The organism is Trinickia terrae, assembly GCF_005144415.1.
Lineage (GTDB): Bacteria > Pseudomonadota > Gammaproteobacteria > Burkholderiales > Burkholderiaceae > Trinickia_A > Trinickia_A terrae.
Genome location: NZ_SWJE01000003.1, coordinates 467235 through 486019 on the forward strand (window position 1 = coordinate 467235; position 18785 = coordinate 486019).

Sequence of the window (18785 nt, forward strand, 5' to 3'; positions counted from 1 at the left end):
CCTCCCCGGGACCGGGGTCACTTTTGTCCTTGCCAAAAGTAACCAAAAGCGCGTCCTCGGCGGACGGCCTTGGCCCGTTAGCACTCAGTCCTGTCTGCGGTAGCGGTCTTTGGGTTCCAGCGTCTCCGCACGCCGAACCGCCGAAGCGCACGCGGCTCGTGGTCGCCCAGCTTCGAAACACATTGACGGCGTCGATTTTGCAGCGCTCCGATCCCTTCTTCGCCTTCCGGTCACATGGCCGAACGGATAGGTTGATCGGATAACTGATCACCCATACAGTGGTCCGGTGACTTTCACCCAACTCCACCGCTCACACAGGAGGCGCACGCGCATTTGACGCCGTAAACGCAGCGCGGGCCGCAAGTGTTACCAGCACTCACGACCCGCTGACCACCATCAACTCTCTACAGGAGTCGACTATGGCTGACGCCGATCTTACCTCACGTCCCGCTCTCTCCGAGCGCCGCGTCACGATTCAGCAATCCCGTCGCTGGCGGCCCTACTCGCCTCGGCCCCGTAACGGCCCGCCCCTCATGCTCTGGTTCAAGCTTTCCGGACGATGGCTCGAGCACGCCGGTTTCAAACCCCATCAGCAACTCAAGATCGAAGTCCAACAAGAACGGCTTGTGATCACGCCTGCGTGAGTGATCGCATAGGCAGCGAACCCGGCGCGCACATGGGCCTCAAACCCTCGCGTGCCGCGATCCGAGCCTCGCGCATGAGCCGCAAAGCCTCGCGCGCCGCGGCCTGAGCCTCGCGCATGAGCCTCAAAGCCTCGCGCGCCGCGGTCTGAGCCTCGCACGTGAGCCTCAAAGCCTCGCGCGCCGCGGCTTGAGCCTCGCGCATGAGCCTCAAAGCCTCGCGCGCCGCGGTCTGAGTCTCGCACGTGAGCTTCAAAGCCTCGCGCGCCGCGGTCCGAGCCTCGCGGATGAGCCTCAAAGCCTCGCGTGCCGCGATCTGAACCTCGCGCATGAGCCTCAAACCCAACTGAACGGAAGGCCATGCCCAAGAGGGCGGATTTAGGTTTCGTGGGGCATGCGTTGCAAGACGAGCCTTTTCCGGCGCATCTCGACTGCCGACATGGGTTTGATTCGAAGCCGAGGCAACCACGAGCCGCGTGCGTTTCGGCGGTTCGGCGCGCGGTGAGGCTGGAACCCAAAGACCGCTACGGCCAACAGGACTGAGTGCGTTTCGGCCGAGGCCGTCCGCCGAGGACGCGCTTTTGGTTACTTTTGGCAAGGACAAAAGTGACCCCGGTCCCGGGGAGGGACGGACTAAACGGACCGGCGCGAACTCAAAGTTTCCGCGACAAAAACCTCAAACCAGCGACGATCTTCACGACTTGGAAACCGACACATCACCGAGCGACGGCGCATCGCCAGCCTGCGCGCTCACCGCATCGCCTTGCAGCACCTCGATCAAATCACGCGCCATCGCCGCAACGGTAAACCGCGTCCTGAACGTCGCCGAAGCCTGCGCCCGCATGGTCTGATGCGCGGCGGCATCGAGCGACAGCCAGCAGCGCAGCATGTCCTCGCATCCCTCCACCGTATCCGCCGAGACGAGCCCCGCGCCATCCGCGGCCACCTCGCGCCAAATGTTGACCTTGTCGGAAATCAACACCGGCACGCCGCATCCGAGCGCTTCAGCCACGGCAATGCCGAAGTTCTCCTGATGCGACGGCAGCACGAAGGCATCGCTCGCATGGAACGCACCCCACTTGAGATCGCCTTGCAGCATGCCGGGCCAGCTGATGCGCGAAGCGACGCCGAGCGTGTCGGCCAGCGTCTTGAGCGTGACGCTCCATCCGACACTGTCCGGCCCGGCGATGACGAGATGCACGCCCGCGTCGAGCTGCGCCGCCTTCGCGAATGCGCGAATCAGCAGGTCGCAGCCTTTTTTCGGGTGGATGCGCCCGAGGAAAAGCAGCAGGCGGCGATTGCGCAGCGCCGGATGCGCGGCGAGGAATTGCTCCTTGAGACGCGCGGCGTCGCCGGGCGGCGCTGCCGTGCCGTACGAGACGACCCGCTCTTGCGCGCGATAGAGCCAGAACGACTGCCGCGCGAGCAGGCGCTCTTCTTCCGCCGTGAAGAGCACCGCGCGCGCATCGCGCAGCACGCGATATTCAGCCCACGGCCAATAGAGCCATTTCTTCAGATGCTTGAGCGGATAGGTGCGCTTGAACCACGGGTCGAGCATGCCGTGCGGAAACACGTAGTAGCGCACGCCGAGATCGTGCAGCGCCTGCCACGCGCCATAGCTCTGGTACTGCCAGAGGCCGTTGACGATCACGGCGTCGAAGCGCGGCGCGGTTTCGCGCAGCCAGGGCACGAGGCGCGGCGTGTAGCCGTAGTTGCCGCGCCCCGGGCCGAGCGCGGTGACGCGCAGCGGAAAGCCCGCGAGGAACGGCGCGCCGGGCGCATCGAGCGAGGCCACTTCGACCTCGTGGCCCATCGCGGCGAGCTCGAGGCCGCTTTGCCGCACGCCCTCGGTGGGGCCGCCGGCTTTGGGGTCGAGCGTCGCAAGCAGGTGCAGGATTTTCATTGGGGGGCTCGTTCACATCGTTGGCTCGGTGCGCTCGCCGATACGCTCGGCGCGTTCGAGCCGCCGCTGTCTGTCGACGGCGCTCTCGCGCGCCGGCGCAAAGCCCGGTTCGCGGCGCGGCTCGGTTTTGCGCCGCCGGTCTTGCGGCGAGGGCTGATGACGCGGATGCATGGCGGCGAGGCGCTTCAACTGCACGTACATCGCGACCATCAGCCCGAGCGACACGCCGAACACGAGCCCGGAAAAGCGCGGCCCGAGCGGATTGCCGCCGATCGACGTCGCCGGCAGCGCCGCGGTCACGAGGATCGCGCGCCCGAGCACGGGCAGGTAGGGCGCGGCCGGCGCGCTGGCGCGCCAGCGCCGGTAGGTCGCCGTGCATTTGAGGAGCGCGTACAGCACCGCGATCGGCATCGCGAGGCCGAACAGCACGCCGCCCGCGAACAGCTGATAGACCCAGAAATTGTGGCCCGCGGCCCAGTCGTGCACGGCGTAGAAATCCTTCTTGCTCATCTGCCCCTTGAGATCGGGCAGATAGCGCGGCGAGTAGTGATAGATGTGGCCGTAGCCGACGCCGGTGAGGAGGGTCGTCGGCGAGGCCGTGACCTGGTCGTACTGGTCCGCCATTTCCGCAAGGCGCGTGATGGTGGTCGGGTCCATGCCCGTCTTCGTGTCCTCCGAGGCGAACAGGATCCGCTGCATCCAGTGCTGTCCGACGCCCGGAAACATCGTGCTCGCCGCGAACGCCATGCCGGCGATGACGATGCCCGTCGCGAGCGCGCGCATCCCGGCGCGCACGAGATAGCGCGGGGAAGGCGCGCTCATCCAGGTCGCGAGCGCGAACAGCAGTGCGGTGCCGAGCAGGAGGCTGCGCGTCACGCTCAGCAGCTCGACGATCACCGTGCCCATGAAGAGCGCGAGCGTAAACGGCGTGAAGCGCTTGGCGATCACGAACTCGTGCAGCAGCACCGCCTGCAGCGCGAGAAAGGTCGGCGAGACGATCCGGTAGCGCACATCCTCGAGCGCGCCGCCGGTGGCCATCCCGTAGACGAACGTGAACATCAGGCAGATGGCGTTGGCCCAGAACATCGCCTTTTCCATCTGCTCGATGCGTGCGTCCTGCCAGGGACGGCAGCAGGCGAGATAGCCGAGCATGAAGAGGCCGAACGGCAGCAGCACGCGCAGGTAGTTGCCGAAATCGTTGCCTTGCAGCAACTGGGTGATCACGCTCGCGGGCACGCACAGGATCAGCGAAAAGGTGACGAAGCGGCGCAGTTTCGACGTGACGCCGAAGCGCGGGGCGATCATCCAGAGCGCAACGCCCGAAGCGATTACCGGCAAGGTCAGGAGGACTTGCGCCAGATGGCTCGATTGATCGTCGACTGCCTTGTAGTCCATCGCGAGCGGACAGAGAAGCAGCCATATCCAGAGGTTCGCGAAACTGTTGCGCATGGCGGGTTCTCGTTCAACGAAGGTCCTTCCGGCAGGCTCGTGCCGGTACGTTGTCTCTCCCATGGAAGGCGTTTCTCCCTGTTTTCAGGGCCTTTTCCGCGCCTCGGCGCGGGCAGGCCCGATGCGCCCGATGTTTCAACCGACTATACCGCCAGCATGTAGCGTTCCAGCCCGCGTCGGCGTGAAACGACTACGAATCGGCGTTGTGCGACAGACGGTTTCCCCACCAAAGCGGGCATATGCCTTGCTGACATGTCCGCACCTGCCGTGATGTTGGCGGACGAATGCAGGCAGGCCGAACGAAGATGCGAAGGCAAGCCATGGTTTAATGATTTGACCAAGCAGAACGTGAAGTTCTGCCGGGGGAAGCTGGATGAATCTATTTCGGGGCGCACTAGCCGGGGGCGCCAAGGCGATCGTCCGCGATCGCACGATCGAGCTGGACTTCGTACGCGGCATCGCGATCATTGCCGTGATGGGCTATCACTTCCGCGCGGTTCATACCGGCTACTGGTTCATCTCGGCCATTGAGTATCCGCTCACGCACTTCGGGCGCGAAGGCGTGAACCTGTTCTTCACGCTGAGCGGCTTTCTCGTCGGCGGGCTGCTGCTGCGCCAATATGCGCAGACGGGCCGCGTCGACGCGCGCCGCTTCATCGTGCGGCGGATCTTCAAGATCTGGCCCGCGTACTACGTGCTGATCCTCTTTCACGTGCTGGCGGGGCGTCACCCGGCGAGCACCTTCCTCTGGCAGAACCTCGCGCACTTGCAGAACTACTTCGGCACTTCGATCACGCAGACGTGGAGCCTCGCGGTCGAAGAGCACTTCTATCTGTTCTTGCCCGCGCTCCTGCTGCTGTTCGCCCACTGGCGCGTGCGCGCGAACACGATCCTCGGCGTGCTCGGCGCGATTTGCCTGGTGGTGCTGATCGCGCGCAGCGCGGTGGTCGCGCAAGGCGATCTCGATGCCGCGTTCGCCTATACGCAGTACCGCATCGACAGCCTGCTTGCCGGCGTGATCCTCGCGGTGCTCTATTGGATGAAGCCCGAGACGTACCGGCGCTTTGCGCAGCGCAAGGGGCTCCTGATCGCGCTCATCGCGATGCTCGTCGCGTGGCTCGTGCTCGTCGCGACCCGGCACTTCGCAATCGACGAAAGCATCGGCTACACGATCCAGGCGATCGGCTATGTCGCGCTGATCGTGTTCGTGCTGGAGTATTCGGCGAAGGTTCGCCGATCGCTCGTGTTCCGCGCCATCGCGTGGATCGGCGTGTACTCGTATGGGATCTACCTCTGGCATTCGATCGCGCTCGCGCCCGGCGAGATCCTGATCCACCAGACCGCCGCGCTCGGCGTGCCGCCGCTTGCCGCGTGGGCGATCGTGTTCGCCGCGCAGGCCGCGATCGCGATCGGGGTGGGCTATGTGACGACGCGCTTGATCGAGTTCCCGTTCCTGCTCCTGCGCAATGCGCTGTTCCCGGCGCGCCAGCAGGTGCTCGACGTGGCGGCGGCGAAGGCGCCGGCGCGAGAGAAGGAGGCCGAAAGCGCGCCGCAGACGGCGGCGAAGCTCGAGGAAGTGCCGGGCGTGGGCGGCGTCGGCCAACAGCCGTCGTGACGCCCGTCGCGCGCATTACCGTGCCCAGCCGACCGCCTGCTGCAAGGTGAGCTTGAACTGGGTGAGCGTGTTCTTCTCGAGCAGATGCTCGCGCTCGGAATGCCCCGGGTTGCGTCCGTGGTGCCGCGAAAAGAAGACCTCGTCGACCGCGAAGGCGATCGTGTCGGGCGCGAGGTTCTGCACCACGGGCCCCAGTTCGCCGGTCTGGCAGAACCAGCCGATCAGCCCGTCGGCCGTCGCGATCACCGGCTTGCCGAAGCGATAGGCCTGCACGAGCACGCCGCTCATTCCGTAGTGACCCTTGTAGCCGAGCCATACCGCGTCGCACGCCGAAAACAGGTCGAACTCGGTCTCGGTGCTGATGAACGAGTCGAGCATCAGCGGCGTCGGCGTCATGCGCAGGGCATTCTCCTGAAGAAACTCGCGCGTCTCGTGGTCCTGCTCGCCGGCGATGATCAAGGTCGGCGGATCGTCCATCTCCATCAGCGCCTCGACGAGTTCGCGGATCCCCTTGCGCTCGGTGATCGCGCCGTACACGAGGAGGTAGCGCCCCGGCTCGAGCCCGAGCCGCGCGCGGGCCACCTGCGGGTCTTCGGCGACGGCGTCGGGGAACGGGTCGGCGAGGTATTCGATTACCGCGCCATGCTTCGGCTTCGCGCGCGCACCGCACCATTCGAGCAGGGTCGGATCGATCGACAGCAACGCGCGCATGCCGGCCGACTTCACCGCGCGCCGGAAGAGCCGCGCCTTGACCGCGTTGACGAGCGGTCTATCGGGCGCCTTCACGCCGACCTTGCGGTGATGGAACGTCGCGCGCATGGTGATGCCGACCCACGGCGTCTTGCCGAACGGCGAGCCGAGGAACGGCAGCGCGTAAAAGAAGTAGTCGACATAGGGCACGACCACGAGCGCGAGCGGATGGATCTTGGCGAGGATCCGGTAGGCATGCTGGAAATAGCGGTGATAGCGCACGTAGCCGATGCGGTCGAGCCGGAGGCCGCGGTCGAGCTCGGGCGGGTCGACGAAGGCGATTTCGAGGTCGGGGCGGTTCGCGGCAAGAATCTTGCGTGCGAGGCGATGGTCTTCGTTGCCGGACTCGGTGACGATGATGCACGGATGCCCGGCCTCGGTGTACGCATCGGCGGCCCACTCGGCGTAGCGCCAGCGGTGTCCGGTGAAGTTCGGTTCGACGATCAGCACGAATTCGCGTGACGCCGCGTGCTTTTTTGCGTGAGCCATCTCGTCTTTACAACGTGAATGTCGGGCGGGGTTTTGGGGCGCGTTGCACCGCAGAAGCGCCGGATTGGCTTCAACCCTACCACCCCCGGCCGGCACGGAACCGCCAATTTCGCCGTTTTCCTGGCGAAAAAAGACAGTGTGGATGTAAACGCCAATGCGGATATCGCCTACGAGATGGCGCTCAAGTCCACGATGGAAAGGTTAATTTTGCAATCGTTGCCGGGCGCGGGGCGGTACGGACGACTGTGGCGCGCGCGAATGCGCGGGGCCAGCGCCCGTCCGGTGTTTTCGTGTGTTTGATAACGTTATTCGCTGTGGACATGCAACGGGGGACAGCGTGAGATCTGTGAGGCTTCCGGCATTTTCGATGCAGGCGAGCTTCGGCGCGAGCGCCGCCACCTGGGTATTGCTGCAACAGGTGATCGTGCGCGGGCTGGTGGCCGTCAAGTTCCTCGCGATCGGCCGCATTCTCGGGCCGGCCGCGATCGGCAGCGTGAGCGTCGCGCTGCTGGCGGTCGCCATCGCCGAATCGCTCTCCGATACCGGGCTCGCACAGGCCGTCATTCAGGGCCGCGAGTCGCCCACGCGCGCCGAGCTCTCGGCGGTATGGACGACGCTCGCCGCGCGCGGCATGTTCGTCGCGCTCTTGCTCGTCGCGTTCGCGCCGCTCATGCAGAGCCAGTTCCATCTCGGCGGCTCGCTCCTCTTGCTGCAGCTCGCCGCCGCGCTGCCGCTGATCCGCGGCATCGCCTCGCCGGCCTACTTCGTCGTGCAGCGCGAGCGGCGCTTCCAGCACATCGCGGGCGTCGAGATTTCGGCGGCCTTCGCCGACTGCGCGATCGGGCTCGCGTGCGCGCTGGCCGGAGCGGGTGCGTATGCGGTGCTGATCGGCATGGTGCTCGGCGAGTCGCTCAAGAGCACGCTGACCTGGGCCACCATGCAGCCGCGTCCGCCGCTCAAGGTGACGTGGTCGGGCATCGGCCACTACATCGGCTTTTCCCGCTGGATCTGGGCGAGCAGCGTGGTGAACCTCGTGCTCAACCAGTTCGACAAGATCCTCGTCGGCAAGCTGCTCGGGCCGGCGCAGCTCGGCGCCTATCAGATGTCGTCGCGGCTCGCGCAGATGCTGCTCGCCGACGCGGCGATCGCGATGTCGCAGTACCTGTTCCCGACGTTTTCCGCGCATCACCGTCACGACCCGCATGCGGCCGCGCGCATTTTCAAGCTCTACCTGCTAGCGGCGGGCGCAGGGCTCGTGCTCGTCGTGATCGCGCTGCGCCTGCTCGCCGCGCCGCTCTTCTCGCTCGTGCTCGGCCCCGCGTGGATGCCGGCCGTGCCGCTCTTCAAGATCTTCGTCGTCAACATGGCGCTCGGCGCGCTGATCGCCGTGCTCGTGTCGTATCTGCGCGCGGTCGGCGATGCGCGCGCGGCGACGCAGGCATCGGTGATGCAGGTGATCGTGCTGTTCGCCGTGGTGCCGCCCGCGACGCACCTCTGGGGGGTGACGGGGATCGCCTGGGGCATGACGGCGGGCCTCGGCACGGCGACGCTGTGGATGCTGTACCGGACCTTCAGGGTGTCGTGATGCGCATTCTCCACCTCGTCCTCGCGCCGCGCTTGTCCGGGGCCGAGGTGCTCGCGAAGGACCTCGCCATCCATCAGCGGCAGCGCGGGCATCCGGTGTGCGTCACTTCGCTCGTGCCGGAGCACGACGATTTCGCGCCGCTCGCCGACGAGCTGCGGACGAACGGCGTACCGTGCCGCTTTCCGCGCAGGACGCACCGCATGCCCGGCAAGCTCTGGCACCTGTACCGCGTGATTCGCCGCGAGAAGCCCGATGTGATCTTCGCGCATGCGACGATTCCCGCGTTCTATGTGCGCGCGCTGCCGGTGGGCGCGCCGATCGTCTACGTGATGCATTCGGCGACCAACGATTTCGAGCATCGCGTGTTTCGCGGCGTCGAGCGCATTCTGTCGCCGCGCGCGCGGGCGGTGATCGGTGTCTCGCAGGCGAACGTCGAGGACTACATCGCGGCGGTCGGCCGTCATCCGTTGATGACGGTGATCCCGAACGGCGTCGACATGGCGCGCTTTGCGGACCAGGGGAGCAGCGACGTGATCCGCGCGCCGCGCATCGTGCAGATCGGCCGCTATACGTCGGTCAAGAATCAGCTGCAGACAGTGCATGCGTTCGGCCAGGTCGCGCGCGAAGTGAGCGACGCGCGGCTCATGCTGTTCGGCGTGATCGAAGATCCGGCGTACTACGCGGCCGTGCTCGACCTCGTCGACAAGCTGGGGCTCGCGGGACGCGTGATGGTGGACGGGCCGCGCTCCGATGTGTCGAAGGTGCTGTCGGAGGCGAGCGTGTTCGCGATGCCGTCGCGCTCGGAAGGGCACAGCATCGCGTTTCTCGAAGCGCTGGCCTCGGGGATTCCGGTAGTCGCGAGCACGATCGTGCCGTTTGCGTTCGCGAAGGATTTTCCGAACGTGCAACTGCTCGACACCGACGACACGACGGCCTACGCGCGCGCGCTCATCGCGGCGCTGGACCAGCGGCGAGTCGGGCGCACGCTGACCGGCCTCACGCTGCAGGATTCGGCCGAGCGCTATTTGGCGGTCGCGCGCCAGGTCACGGCGCAGGCGGGCTCGGCGCCGTCGTGATGAAGCTGAAGCGCTGCTGCCGTTGCGCTTCACCGGGAGAGAACGAACATGGACCTTCACCACTACACCGACCTGCCGCTCGACGAGCGCGCAGCATTCGAGCTCGCGTGCGCGAGACGCGGCTTCGCGCCGATGCACTTCGACGTCTTCTGCAGCTCGGAGGAAACCATCGGCGGGCATAGCGAACGCCACGTGACGGTGCGCCGGGGATGCTGGGCGCAATCGTACCGGGCAGACCCTCCCGGCGCGTGGGTCCATCAATTCGAAACCGACCTCGTGTGCCGTTTCTTCAAATAAGCCCGCTCCATTCGCGTAACAATCTCGACGACGCGTCGCGCGACGCGCCTGTCGACGCTCGCGCGCCTTCATAAGCATCGAAGAATTGATTCGTTCTCTCGAGCACGCTGCATCTCGTATCGTTCACCCCGTTTTGCCAACAACAAGATCGTCACTACGGGAATCCAACGATGAAGCGTCTTTCACTCCTCGCCTTGCCCGCCGGCCTCCTTTTGTCCGTCGGCGCCTACGCCCAGAGCACTGCTGGTTCGAGCAGCGTCACGCTGTACGGGATCGTCGATGCGGGCATCGCCTACGTGCATAACGCGCAAGGCGCGAACGGCCGGAACCAGTCGACGCTCGTGGCGGCGAACAGCGGCACTGTGTCGGGCAGCCGCTGGGGCCTGAAGGGCACCGAGGATCTCGGCGGCGGGCTTTCGGCGCTGTTCCAGCTCGAGAACGGCTTCAGCGTCTTCAACGGCACGCTCAGGCAGGGCTCGCGCGAGTTCGGCCGCAAGTCGGTGGTCGGGCTCTCGGGCAACACGTGGGGCACGGTCACGCTGGGCCGCCAGTACGACCCGCTCGTCGACCAGGTGCAGGCGCTCACTGAAGACGCCTATTTCGGCGGCGTGTTCGGCACCCCGGGCGACCTCGACAACTACGACAACAGCCTGCGCGTGAGCAATTCGATCAAGTACGTGAGTCCGAACTGGGCGGGCTTCCAGGTCGAGGCGCTGTACGGCCTGGGGGGCGTGGCGGGCTCGAACGGGGCCGGGCGCACCTACAGCTTCGGCGCGGCCTACGCGAACGGGCCGCTCGCGCTCGCCGCGGGCTACTTCTACGCGAACGGCGGCAACAGCACGACCAACGGCGTGCGGGCCTGGACGAGCAGCTCCGACAGCCTCTTCAACACGGTGATCAACCAGGGCTTCGCGAGTGCCGATTCGATCCAGATCGTGCGCGTGGGCGCGCAATACGCGATCGGTCCGGTGACCACGGGTCTCGCGTATTCGAACACGCAGTACGGCCACGATTCATCGTCGCTGTTCCATACGACGGCCAAGTTCAACAACGGCTCGGCGTTCTTCAACTACCAGCTGAACCCGGCGCTGCGCGCGGGCGTGGGCTACAACTACACGTCGCTGACGGGGCCGGCGTCGGCGCACTACAACCAGGTCAACCTGGGCGCGGACTATGCGCTCTCGAAGCGCACCGATCTCTATGCGCTGTTCGGCTATCAGAAGGCGAGCGGCAACACGCTGAACGCGTCGGGCGCGGTGGTCAGCGCGCAGGCGTCGATCGGCGACTTCGGCGTGAACTCGGGGACGAACTCGCAGGATCTGGCGGTGGTTGGGATTCGGCATAAGTTCTGATCTCGGCGGGCGGCGCAGCCCTGCGAAGCAGGGCGCGATTTATGCGTTTTGATGCCAATCGGAGAAATCCGATTTCGCGGTTTTGTTGTTCGATGCAGACAGGCTGATAGGTAAATCTAAGCATTGCGGCTATCGTTCGTGCGCTAAAAATGTCTGACGCGTGAACGATGAACAAGAGCCGCTACCGCTTGGTATTCAACCCGCGCCGGGGGATGCTGGTTGCAGTCGAAGAGACCGCGGCTGCTACGGCCCGAGCGCATCATGGCGAAACTCGCCATGCCGGGGCATGTTCCCATTCGAACCCAGTTTGCTTTGCGCTGCGCGGCATTGCCCTTGCCATGTCTTTGGCGCTCGGTGCGCTGTCGAGTGGCACACCGGCCCTCGCGCAGATCGTGCCGACGCCGGGCGCGGCCACTCAAGTCATCCAAACGCCCAACGGCCTGCCGCAAGTCAACGTCGCCGCGCCCTCCGCAGCAGGCGTCTCGGTCAACACCTACAACCAGTTCGACGTTCAAAGAAACGGCGCGATCCTGAACAACTCGCCCACGCTCGTGAACACGCAGCAGGCGGGCGTCATCAACGGCAACCCGAACTTCGGGCAGGGGCAGTCGGCGCGCATCATCGTCAATCAAGTCAACAGTACGAACGCCTCCATGCTCCGGGGCTATGTGGAGATCGCAGGCAGCCGCGCCGAAGTCGTGCTGGCCAATCCGAATGGCATCGTCGTCGATGGCGGCGGCTTCATCAACACGAGCCGCGCCACGCTAAGTACGGGCCAGCCGTACTACGGAGCGGATGGCTCGCTGGCCGGATTCAATGTGAATCGCGGCCTCATCACCGTGCAAGGCGCGGGCCTGAACGCCTCGAACGTCGATCAGGTCGATCTGATCGCGCGCGCGGTGCAGGCGAACGCGGCGATCTACGCGAAGAATTTGAACGTTGTGACGGGCGCGAATCGCGTCGATCACGATACATTGAACGCCACGCCGATTCAGGGCGACGGCCCCGCGCCGTTGCTGGCGATCGACGTGAGCCAGCTCGGCGGCATGTACGCCAATCGTATCCACCTTGTCGCGAATGAGCACGGAGTCGGGGTGTCGAACGCGGGCGTGCTGGCCGCGCAGGCGGGCGACCTGACGCTGCAAACGAACGGGCAACTCGTCTTGACCGGCAAGACCAACGCGAGCGGGAATCTGAACCTCGCGGCGCAGGACGGCATTCAGAACAGCGGCACGACTTACGGCCAGCAGAACGTGAGCGTCACAACGGGCGGCACGCTGCAAAACAGCGGCACGCTCGCCGCGCAGGGCAATCTCGACGCGACGGCCGGCAGCGTCGCATCGAGCGGCACACTCGGCGCAGGCGTCAATCCGGACGGCGCGGTGGGCGCGAGCGGAGATCTGGCCGTCACGGCAGCCGGTCAGCTGAGCGCGACGGGCCAGAACGTGGCCGGCGGCAGCCTGTCGATGACGGGCGGCGGGATCGATCTGTCCGGCTCGCAGACGGCCGCGAATGGGAATGTATCGCTGCGTGCGCATGCGGGCGACGTTGATCTGAGCGGCGCGACGACGAGCGCCCAGGGCGCGCTCGACGCGCAAGCGTCGGGCGCCGTGCGCAATGATCGCGGCACGCTGTCGAGCCTCGCGGACCTGACGATCGACGGCGGCAGCGTATCGAACCAGGGCGGGCTGATGTCCGCGGGCGGGCCGCTGACGGTGCGCGCCTCGGGCGCGCTCGCGAACCAAGGCGGCACGTTCGTCACCGATGGCGCGCTGACGTTGAACGCAGGCGATATCTCCAATCACCAAGGCACGCTGCAAAGCGGCGGCGCGCTGACGGCATCGGGCGCGTCGCTCGACAACACGGCGGGCCGCATCGTGTCGCTCGGCAGCGACGATGGCGACAATCTGTCGATCACGACGACCGGGCAAGTCACGAACGCCGCCGGCATGACCGCGCGCGGGGCGCAGGGCGGCGTGATCGGCGGCAACGGCAACGTGACGCTCACCGCGGCCTCGCTCGTGAACACCCAAGGCGGGCAACTGAGCGGCGCGAGCCTGAGCCTGCGCGCGGACAGTCTGAACAACGGCGGCGGGCAAATCGGCACGGTCGCCGCTCTCTCCGTCGCGCGTAGCGTCAGCGACGCTGGCGGCGACATCGCCATCACGACCGGCGCCCTCTCCAACGCGCTCGGCACGATCGGCGCGACGCGCAACCTGTCCGTCACGTCGAGCACGTTGTTCGGCGGCGGCGCCTACAGCGCGGCCAACGACCTGACGCTCAATCTCCAAGGCGACTTCACCAACACCCCGGACTACCAGTTCAACGCGGGCCACGACCTTGCCTTCACGCTGCCGGGCACGTTCACCAACGCGGGCGGCCTGATCAGCGTGAACGATCTGCGCGTGAATTCCGGCGACATCGTCAACCGCGGCGCGATGGCCGCAGGCGGCCTGTTGCGGACGAGCTCGAACACGCTGACGAACACCGGCACGCTGGTGGGCGGCAGCGTCTCGCTCGCGGCCGCTTCGACGCTCGCGAACGTCGGCCCGACGGCGCTGATCGGCGCCTCGGACAGCAGCGGTCTGCTCGAACTGCTCGCCAACGACATCCAAAACCGCGACGACACCACCGCGACCGACACGCCCGCGCTGACGGCCATCTACGGCCTGGGCCGCGTGGTGCTCGCGGGCGGCAAGGACGCGAACGGCCACTACACGAACGCGGCGCGGATCGTGAATCAGTCGGGGCTGATCCAGTCCGGCGGCGACATGGCGCTCTCCGCCGATCTCGTCACCAACACGCGACGCGAGGTACAGACCGCGTGGACGCCGCAGGTCGATGCGGCGCTGCTCGAGAGCTTGGGCATCAGCTTGTCCGGCCGCACTGGCCAAGTGGGCGTGAAGGATCCGGCGAGCATCGGCGGGGTGTATGTGGAGCCGCCGCACGGCGGCGAATACAACAGCACCTACCAATACACGACCTACACGGGCACGGCGCTGGCGAACCTCGTCACGAAGATCAGCCCGGCGGCGCAGATCGTGGCGGGCGGGAATCTGGATGCCTCGTCGGTCGGCACGCTCCAGAACTACTGGAGCCAAGTGGCGGCGGCCGGCAACATCGCGATGCCCGCCACGCTCGACCAGGACAGCTGGCGGGGCCAAACCGCCCCGCAGCTGAAGGTGACCTATACGGGCCGCTACTGGTACCGCAACTACGACGGCAGCAAGTTCTGGAGCTATACGTTCTGCGACAGCGGCTGCAACGCCCCGGCCGACATCCGCACCTACGCGCTGCCAAGCTACGAATCGAGCTTCGTGGCGAACGGCACGCTCTCCGGCACGGGCGTGAGCATTCACAACCCGGGCAGCAACGCCTCGATCCCGTCGCTGGGCCTGCCGCCGGGCGTGGACATCGGCAAGGTCAACGGTGGCGTGGACCCGGTGATCGCGAGCGCCACCGCGCAAAACGTGCTGAACAACCTGACGATGCCGCAAGGCGGGCTCTTCAAGCCGACGACAGCGCCGGGCGCGACGTACCTAATCGAAACGAATCCGGCCTTCACGAATCAGCGCTCGTTCATGTCGAGCGACTATTACCTGCAGCAATTGGGGCTGAATCCCGATCAGGTCGCCAAGCGCTTGGGCGACGGCTTCTATGAACAGCAACTGGTGCGCAACCAGATCACGTCGCTCACGGGCAAGGCGGTGCTGGGGCCGTACACGAACATCGAGTCGATGTATGGCGCGTTGCTCGCCTCGGGCGCGGCGCTCGCGCAATCGCTGAATCTGCCGCTGGGCATGGGGTTGTCGGCCGCGCAGGTCGCGCAGTTGACGAGCAATGTCGTGCTGATGGAGACGCGCATCGTCGATGGGCAAACGGTGCTGGTGCCGGTCGTGTATCTGGCGAAGGCCGATCAGCAGGAGATGGGCAATGGTCCCTTGATCGCGGCGCGCGACATCGATTTGAAAAACACGCAATCGTTCGTCAACAGCGGCACGGTCAAGGCGACGAACAGCCTCTCGATCGACGGCGCGAGCATTGACAACCGTTACGGTTCGCTGCAAAGCGGCGCTCTGATGGCGTTGACGACGACGGGCGATGTCGATCTGACCTCGGCGAACTTGAAGGCGGGGAGCCTCTTCTTGAACGCGGGCAGCGACCTGATTCTGGATACGGCGACGCAGACGACGAAGCAGGTCAATGCCGATGGCGCAACGCGCGTGAACACGGCGCTTGGGCCCATTGCGCAGCTCGACGTGGCGGGCGACGCCGCGATCATCACGGGCGGCGACTTCCGGCAGAACGCGGGGGCGCTGTCGGTGGGCGGCAACCTGGGGATGCAGATCGACGGGGATTGGACGCTTGGTGCGCAGGAAGTCGGCGAGCACAAAGTGGTGGCACGCGATAGTGGCGTCTCGAATACAGACATTCGCAGTGCCGTGGGCAGCAGCGTGACGGTCGGAGGGGCGTCGGCGATTGCGGTGGGTGGCGATCTGACGGCAAAGGGTGCGCAGATCGACCTGGGCGGCGGCGGGACGATCGCCGCGCAAGGCAACGTGTCGCTGCTCTCGGCGAGCGGCACCTCGACGGTGGACAGCTCGAGCGCGGGCAGCGGCAGCGGGCGCAGCTATGCGGAGACGTATCACGCATTGGACCAGACGCTCACGGGCACGACGCTGACGGGCGGCGACACGGTCAACCTCGTGTCGGGCAAGGACATCACGCTACAAGGCAGCGCGATCAGCCTCGCGCAAGGCAATGCGAACCTGATCGCTGCGGGCGACGTCTCCATCGGCGCGGCCACTGAGACGCATGCGCTCAAGATGGACGAGACGCATAGCCATAGCGGAATCGCGAGCGGCTCGAAGGTGGCGAGCGGGCTTGATCAGACGGCGACGTATAGCGTCGGAAGCATTGTGTCGGCCGATGGCGTGAACGTGGTGAGCGGCAGAGACATCAATGTGACGGGTAGCACGATCGTGGGCACGAACGATGTCGCGCTTCGTGCGGCGCGCGATGTGACGATTACGACCTCGCAAGACACCTTCAACTCGTCGGACTACTACCAGAAGAAAGAGACGGGGTTGATGTCGGGCGGGGGCTTTGCGGTCTCGGTGGGCTCGCAATCGACCAAGGACCAGCAACACACGTCATCGGTCACGAATAACAGCAGCACGATCGGCTCGCTCGCGGGCAATCTGAGCATCGCGGCGGGCAACGACTTGCACGTGACGGGCAGCAACCTGATCGCGGCGCAAAACATCAGCGGCACGGGCGCGAACGTGACGATCGATGCGGCACAAAACACGAGCCACTACGACCGCACGCATGAGGTGTCGAAAAGCGGCGTGACGGTGGGTTTGGCGGGCAGCGTGGCGGAGTCGGCGTCCAACGTGGTGAACCAATCGCGTGCGGCGAGCGAAAGCCGCGACGGGCGAGCGGCGGCGTTGCACGGGATCGCCGCGGCGGGCAATGCGGCGATGACGGTGGCGGGCGTGACGGGCGGCGCCTTGGCTGGCCCGAGCCCGAGTCTCGCCGTACAGGTGAGCGTGGGCTCGTCGCATAGCAAGGACACGTTCTCGGAGGACCAGGCGACGCACACGGGCTCGACGGTGATGGCCGGCGGCACGGCGGCGTTCGTGGCGACGGGCAACGGCGCGCCTGGCAGCGGCAATGTGACGATTGCGGGCTCGAACATGAGCGCGAGCGATGTGATTCTGTCGGCGAAGAGCCAAATCAACCTCATCAACACGACGGATACGGATTCGACGCGCAGCACGAACGAGGCGAGCAGCGCGAGCGTGGGGGTGTCGTTCGGCACGAATGGGTTTGGTGTGTCGGCGGCGATGTCGAAGGCGCATGGCGACGGCAACAGCGATGCGCAGATTCAGAACAACACGCATGTGAGCGGTGCGAATTCCGTCACGCTGGTCTCGGGCGGCAACGCCAACCTCATCGGCGCGAACGTGACGGGTAACACGGTGCTGGCCGATATCGGCGGCAACTTGAATATTGCAAGCGTGCAGGATGTGACGACGAGCGCGGCGCATCAGAGCAGCATGGGCGGGGGCTTTAGCATCAGCCAGGGCGGGGGTAGCGCGAGCTTTAGCACGTCGCATGGCGATGCAAGTGGCTCGTACGTGGGCGTCAATGAGCAGGCGGGTATCCAAGCGGGCGACGGCGGATTCAATCTGAACGTGAAGGGCAATACGGATCTGAGTGGCGCGTATATCGCGAGCACGGCGGATGCGGACAAGAACGGCCTCGCCACGGGGACGCTGACCTTCTCGGATCTGCAGAACCACTCGGAGTACAGCGCATCGAGCAGCGGCTTTAGCACGGGTGCGACGGGCAAGGCGAGCGGTACGGGCTCGGTCAGTGGCGCGGGCGGGGTGACGCCGATGCTGAGCCAGCATGACAGCGGCAGCGAGGATGCGAGCACGCGAAGCGCGATTGCCCCGGGCACGATCAGCATCACGGATCAGGCGAACCAGACGCAGGACGTGGCGAGCTCAAACCGCGACACTTCGAACCTGAATGGCACGGTGTCGAAGCTGCCGGATGTGCAGGGGCTTCTCGCGGATCAGGCCGACATGATGAATGCCGTGCAGGCGGCGGGCCAAGTCGTCGCACAAGGCATAGGTGCATACGCCGATCAGAAACAAAAGGAAGCCCAGGCCAACGCGAAAATGGCTGCCGAAACTGGCAACCCTGAACTCGCCGCGCAATGGCAAGCTCAGGCGGATTCGTGGGCAGAGGGAGGGGCCAACCGAGTCGCGCTGCACGTGGGCGGTGGTGCACTCATTGGCGGACTCGGTGGCGGTGGCATCGGCACAGCGGCGCAAGGCGCGGCTGGGGCCGGATTAGCTGCGGCGTTTGCTGGAAAGCTCAACGGCTTGGCGGACAATATCGGCGATGCCACGGGTTCGATGACGATAGGTAACATCGCATCGAACGTGATTGCGGGAGCGGGCGGCTTCCTGATCGGCGGCAACGTGGGAGCGGTGACGGCGGCCAATGCGGATCTCTACAATCGAAGCTTCGGGAATGCTGATGGAACCGGTGGCACGGGTGGCCCGTTTGGGATGGGTAAGGACAAAGACCCGTTCAGGGTGGATCTCGTGAGCAAGGTTTGCGGGGCCGGTACGACCTGCACCGATGCGCAGGTCAAGCAGCTCTTGCAGGCGCAGGGCGAGATGTCGAAGGCGCTTGGCGAGTCGCCACTGATTGCCTCGATATCGCCGAACTATGCGACCGCAAATGGCGGCGTACTATCTGCCAATGGAACGCTTTCCATGAATCTTTACGATGGCCAACGATATGTTGGAGGTGGAGTGGCAATGACAAACCCATCTGCTGTGTCTTGGATGCCGAGCGGAACCGTAACATTCGGATGGATCATCGGCGCGCGTGATGGAAGCGCAACAAATTCATTCATGAATGGTAGTGGAAGCCAATACTTTGCATCCGTTCCCACGCCATTTGGTGTCAACGTGTTTGGTGCGATTACACACGCTTACGGAGGCGGAAATGCCATTGAGCTCGGAATTGGATCTCCCGGAGGAAAGACCTTCGGTGTAATGCCCTGGGGACATTCTGTTCCTGTTGGGGGGAGCAAGTAACGG

At 65.5% G+C, this 18785-nt stretch carries 11 protein-coding genes; 8 read left to right on the top strand and 3 right to left on the bottom strand.

All coding sequences use genetic code 11. The features are described from left to right. Window positions 1-419: 419 nt before the first annotated feature. On the top strand, window positions 420-644 hold the full coding sequence (locus FAZ69_RS07380) for a SymE family type I addiction module toxin (protein ID WP_136893289.1): 225 nt from the start codon (window positions 420-422) through the stop codon (window positions 642-644). Window positions 645-1335: 691 nt separating this feature from the next. Here FAZ69_RS07380 and FAZ69_RS07385 read toward each other — a convergent pair. Both FAZ69_RS07385 and FAZ69_RS07390 read right to left on the bottom strand, forming a co-directional pair. After that, window positions 1336-2544 carry a glycosyltransferase gene (locus FAZ69_RS07385; protein WP_136893290.1) on the bottom strand — a complete coding sequence of 403 codons (1209 nt, stop codon included), beginning with the start codon at window positions 2542-2544 and terminating at the stop codon, window positions 1336-1338. Between the two features lie 12 nt (window positions 2545-2556). Then, window positions 2557-3993: an O-antigen ligase family protein gene (locus FAZ69_RS07390; RefSeq protein ID WP_206171176.1), complete on the bottom strand. Its 1437-nt coding sequence runs from the start codon at window positions 3991-3993 to the stop codon at window positions 2557-2559. A 373-nt stretch (window positions 3994-4366) separates the two neighbouring features. Between FAZ69_RS07390 and FAZ69_RS07395 the strand changes: the two genes are divergently transcribed. Next, on the top strand, window positions 4367-5608 hold the full coding sequence (locus FAZ69_RS07395) for an acyltransferase family protein (RefSeq protein WP_136893291.1): 1242 nt from the start codon (window positions 4367-4369) through the stop codon (window positions 5606-5608). 15 nt (window positions 5609-5623) lie between these two features. On the opposite strand, the gene FAZ69_RS07400 is transcribed toward FAZ69_RS07395, so the two are convergent. Further along, window positions 5624-6847 (bottom strand): glycosyltransferase, encoded by a 1224-nt coding sequence (locus FAZ69_RS07400; RefSeq protein ID WP_136893292.1) that lies wholly within the window; start codon window positions 6845-6847, stop codon window positions 5624-5626. 18 nt (window positions 6848-6865) lie between these two features. On the opposite strand from FAZ69_RS07400, the gene FAZ69_RS07405 reads away from it, so the two are divergent. The 6 genes from FAZ69_RS07405 (at window position 6866) to FAZ69_RS07430 (ending at window position 18782) form a co-directional block, all read left to right on the top strand. Beyond that, complete coding sequence (locus FAZ69_RS07405; RefSeq protein ID WP_136893293.1) at window positions 6866-7147, top strand: hypothetical protein; 282 nt, start codon at window positions 6866-6868, stop codon at window positions 7145-7147. Between the two features lie 37 nt (window positions 7148-7184). Further along, a complete protein-coding gene (locus tag FAZ69_RS07410) occupies window positions 7185-8432 on the top strand; it encodes an oligosaccharide flippase family protein (protein WP_136893294.1) in 1248 nt (415 codons plus the stop codon). Continuing rightward, complete coding sequence (locus FAZ69_RS07415) at window positions 8432-9508, top strand: glycosyltransferase family 4 protein (protein WP_136893295.1); 1077 nt, start codon at window positions 8432-8434, stop codon at window positions 9506-9508. Before FAZ69_RS07410 ends, FAZ69_RS07415 begins: the two co-directional genes overlap by 1 nt. 48 nt (window positions 9509-9556) lie before the next feature. Further along, complete coding sequence (locus tag FAZ69_RS07420; protein ID WP_136893296.1) at window positions 9557-9805, top strand: hypothetical protein; 249 nt, start codon at window positions 9557-9559, stop codon at window positions 9803-9805. 170 nt (window positions 9806-9975) lie between these two features. Then, window positions 9976-11157 carry a porin gene (locus tag FAZ69_RS07425; RefSeq protein ID WP_136893297.1) on the top strand — a complete coding sequence of 394 codons (1182 nt, stop codon included), beginning with the start codon at window positions 9976-9978 and terminating at the stop codon, window positions 11155-11157. Between the two features lie 167 nt (window positions 11158-11324). After that, on the top strand, window positions 11325-18782 hold the full coding sequence (locus FAZ69_RS07430) for a hemagglutinin repeat-containing protein (RefSeq protein WP_136893298.1): 7458 nt from the start codon (window positions 11325-11327) through the stop codon (window positions 18780-18782). Window positions 18783-18785: the final 3 nt, after the last annotated feature.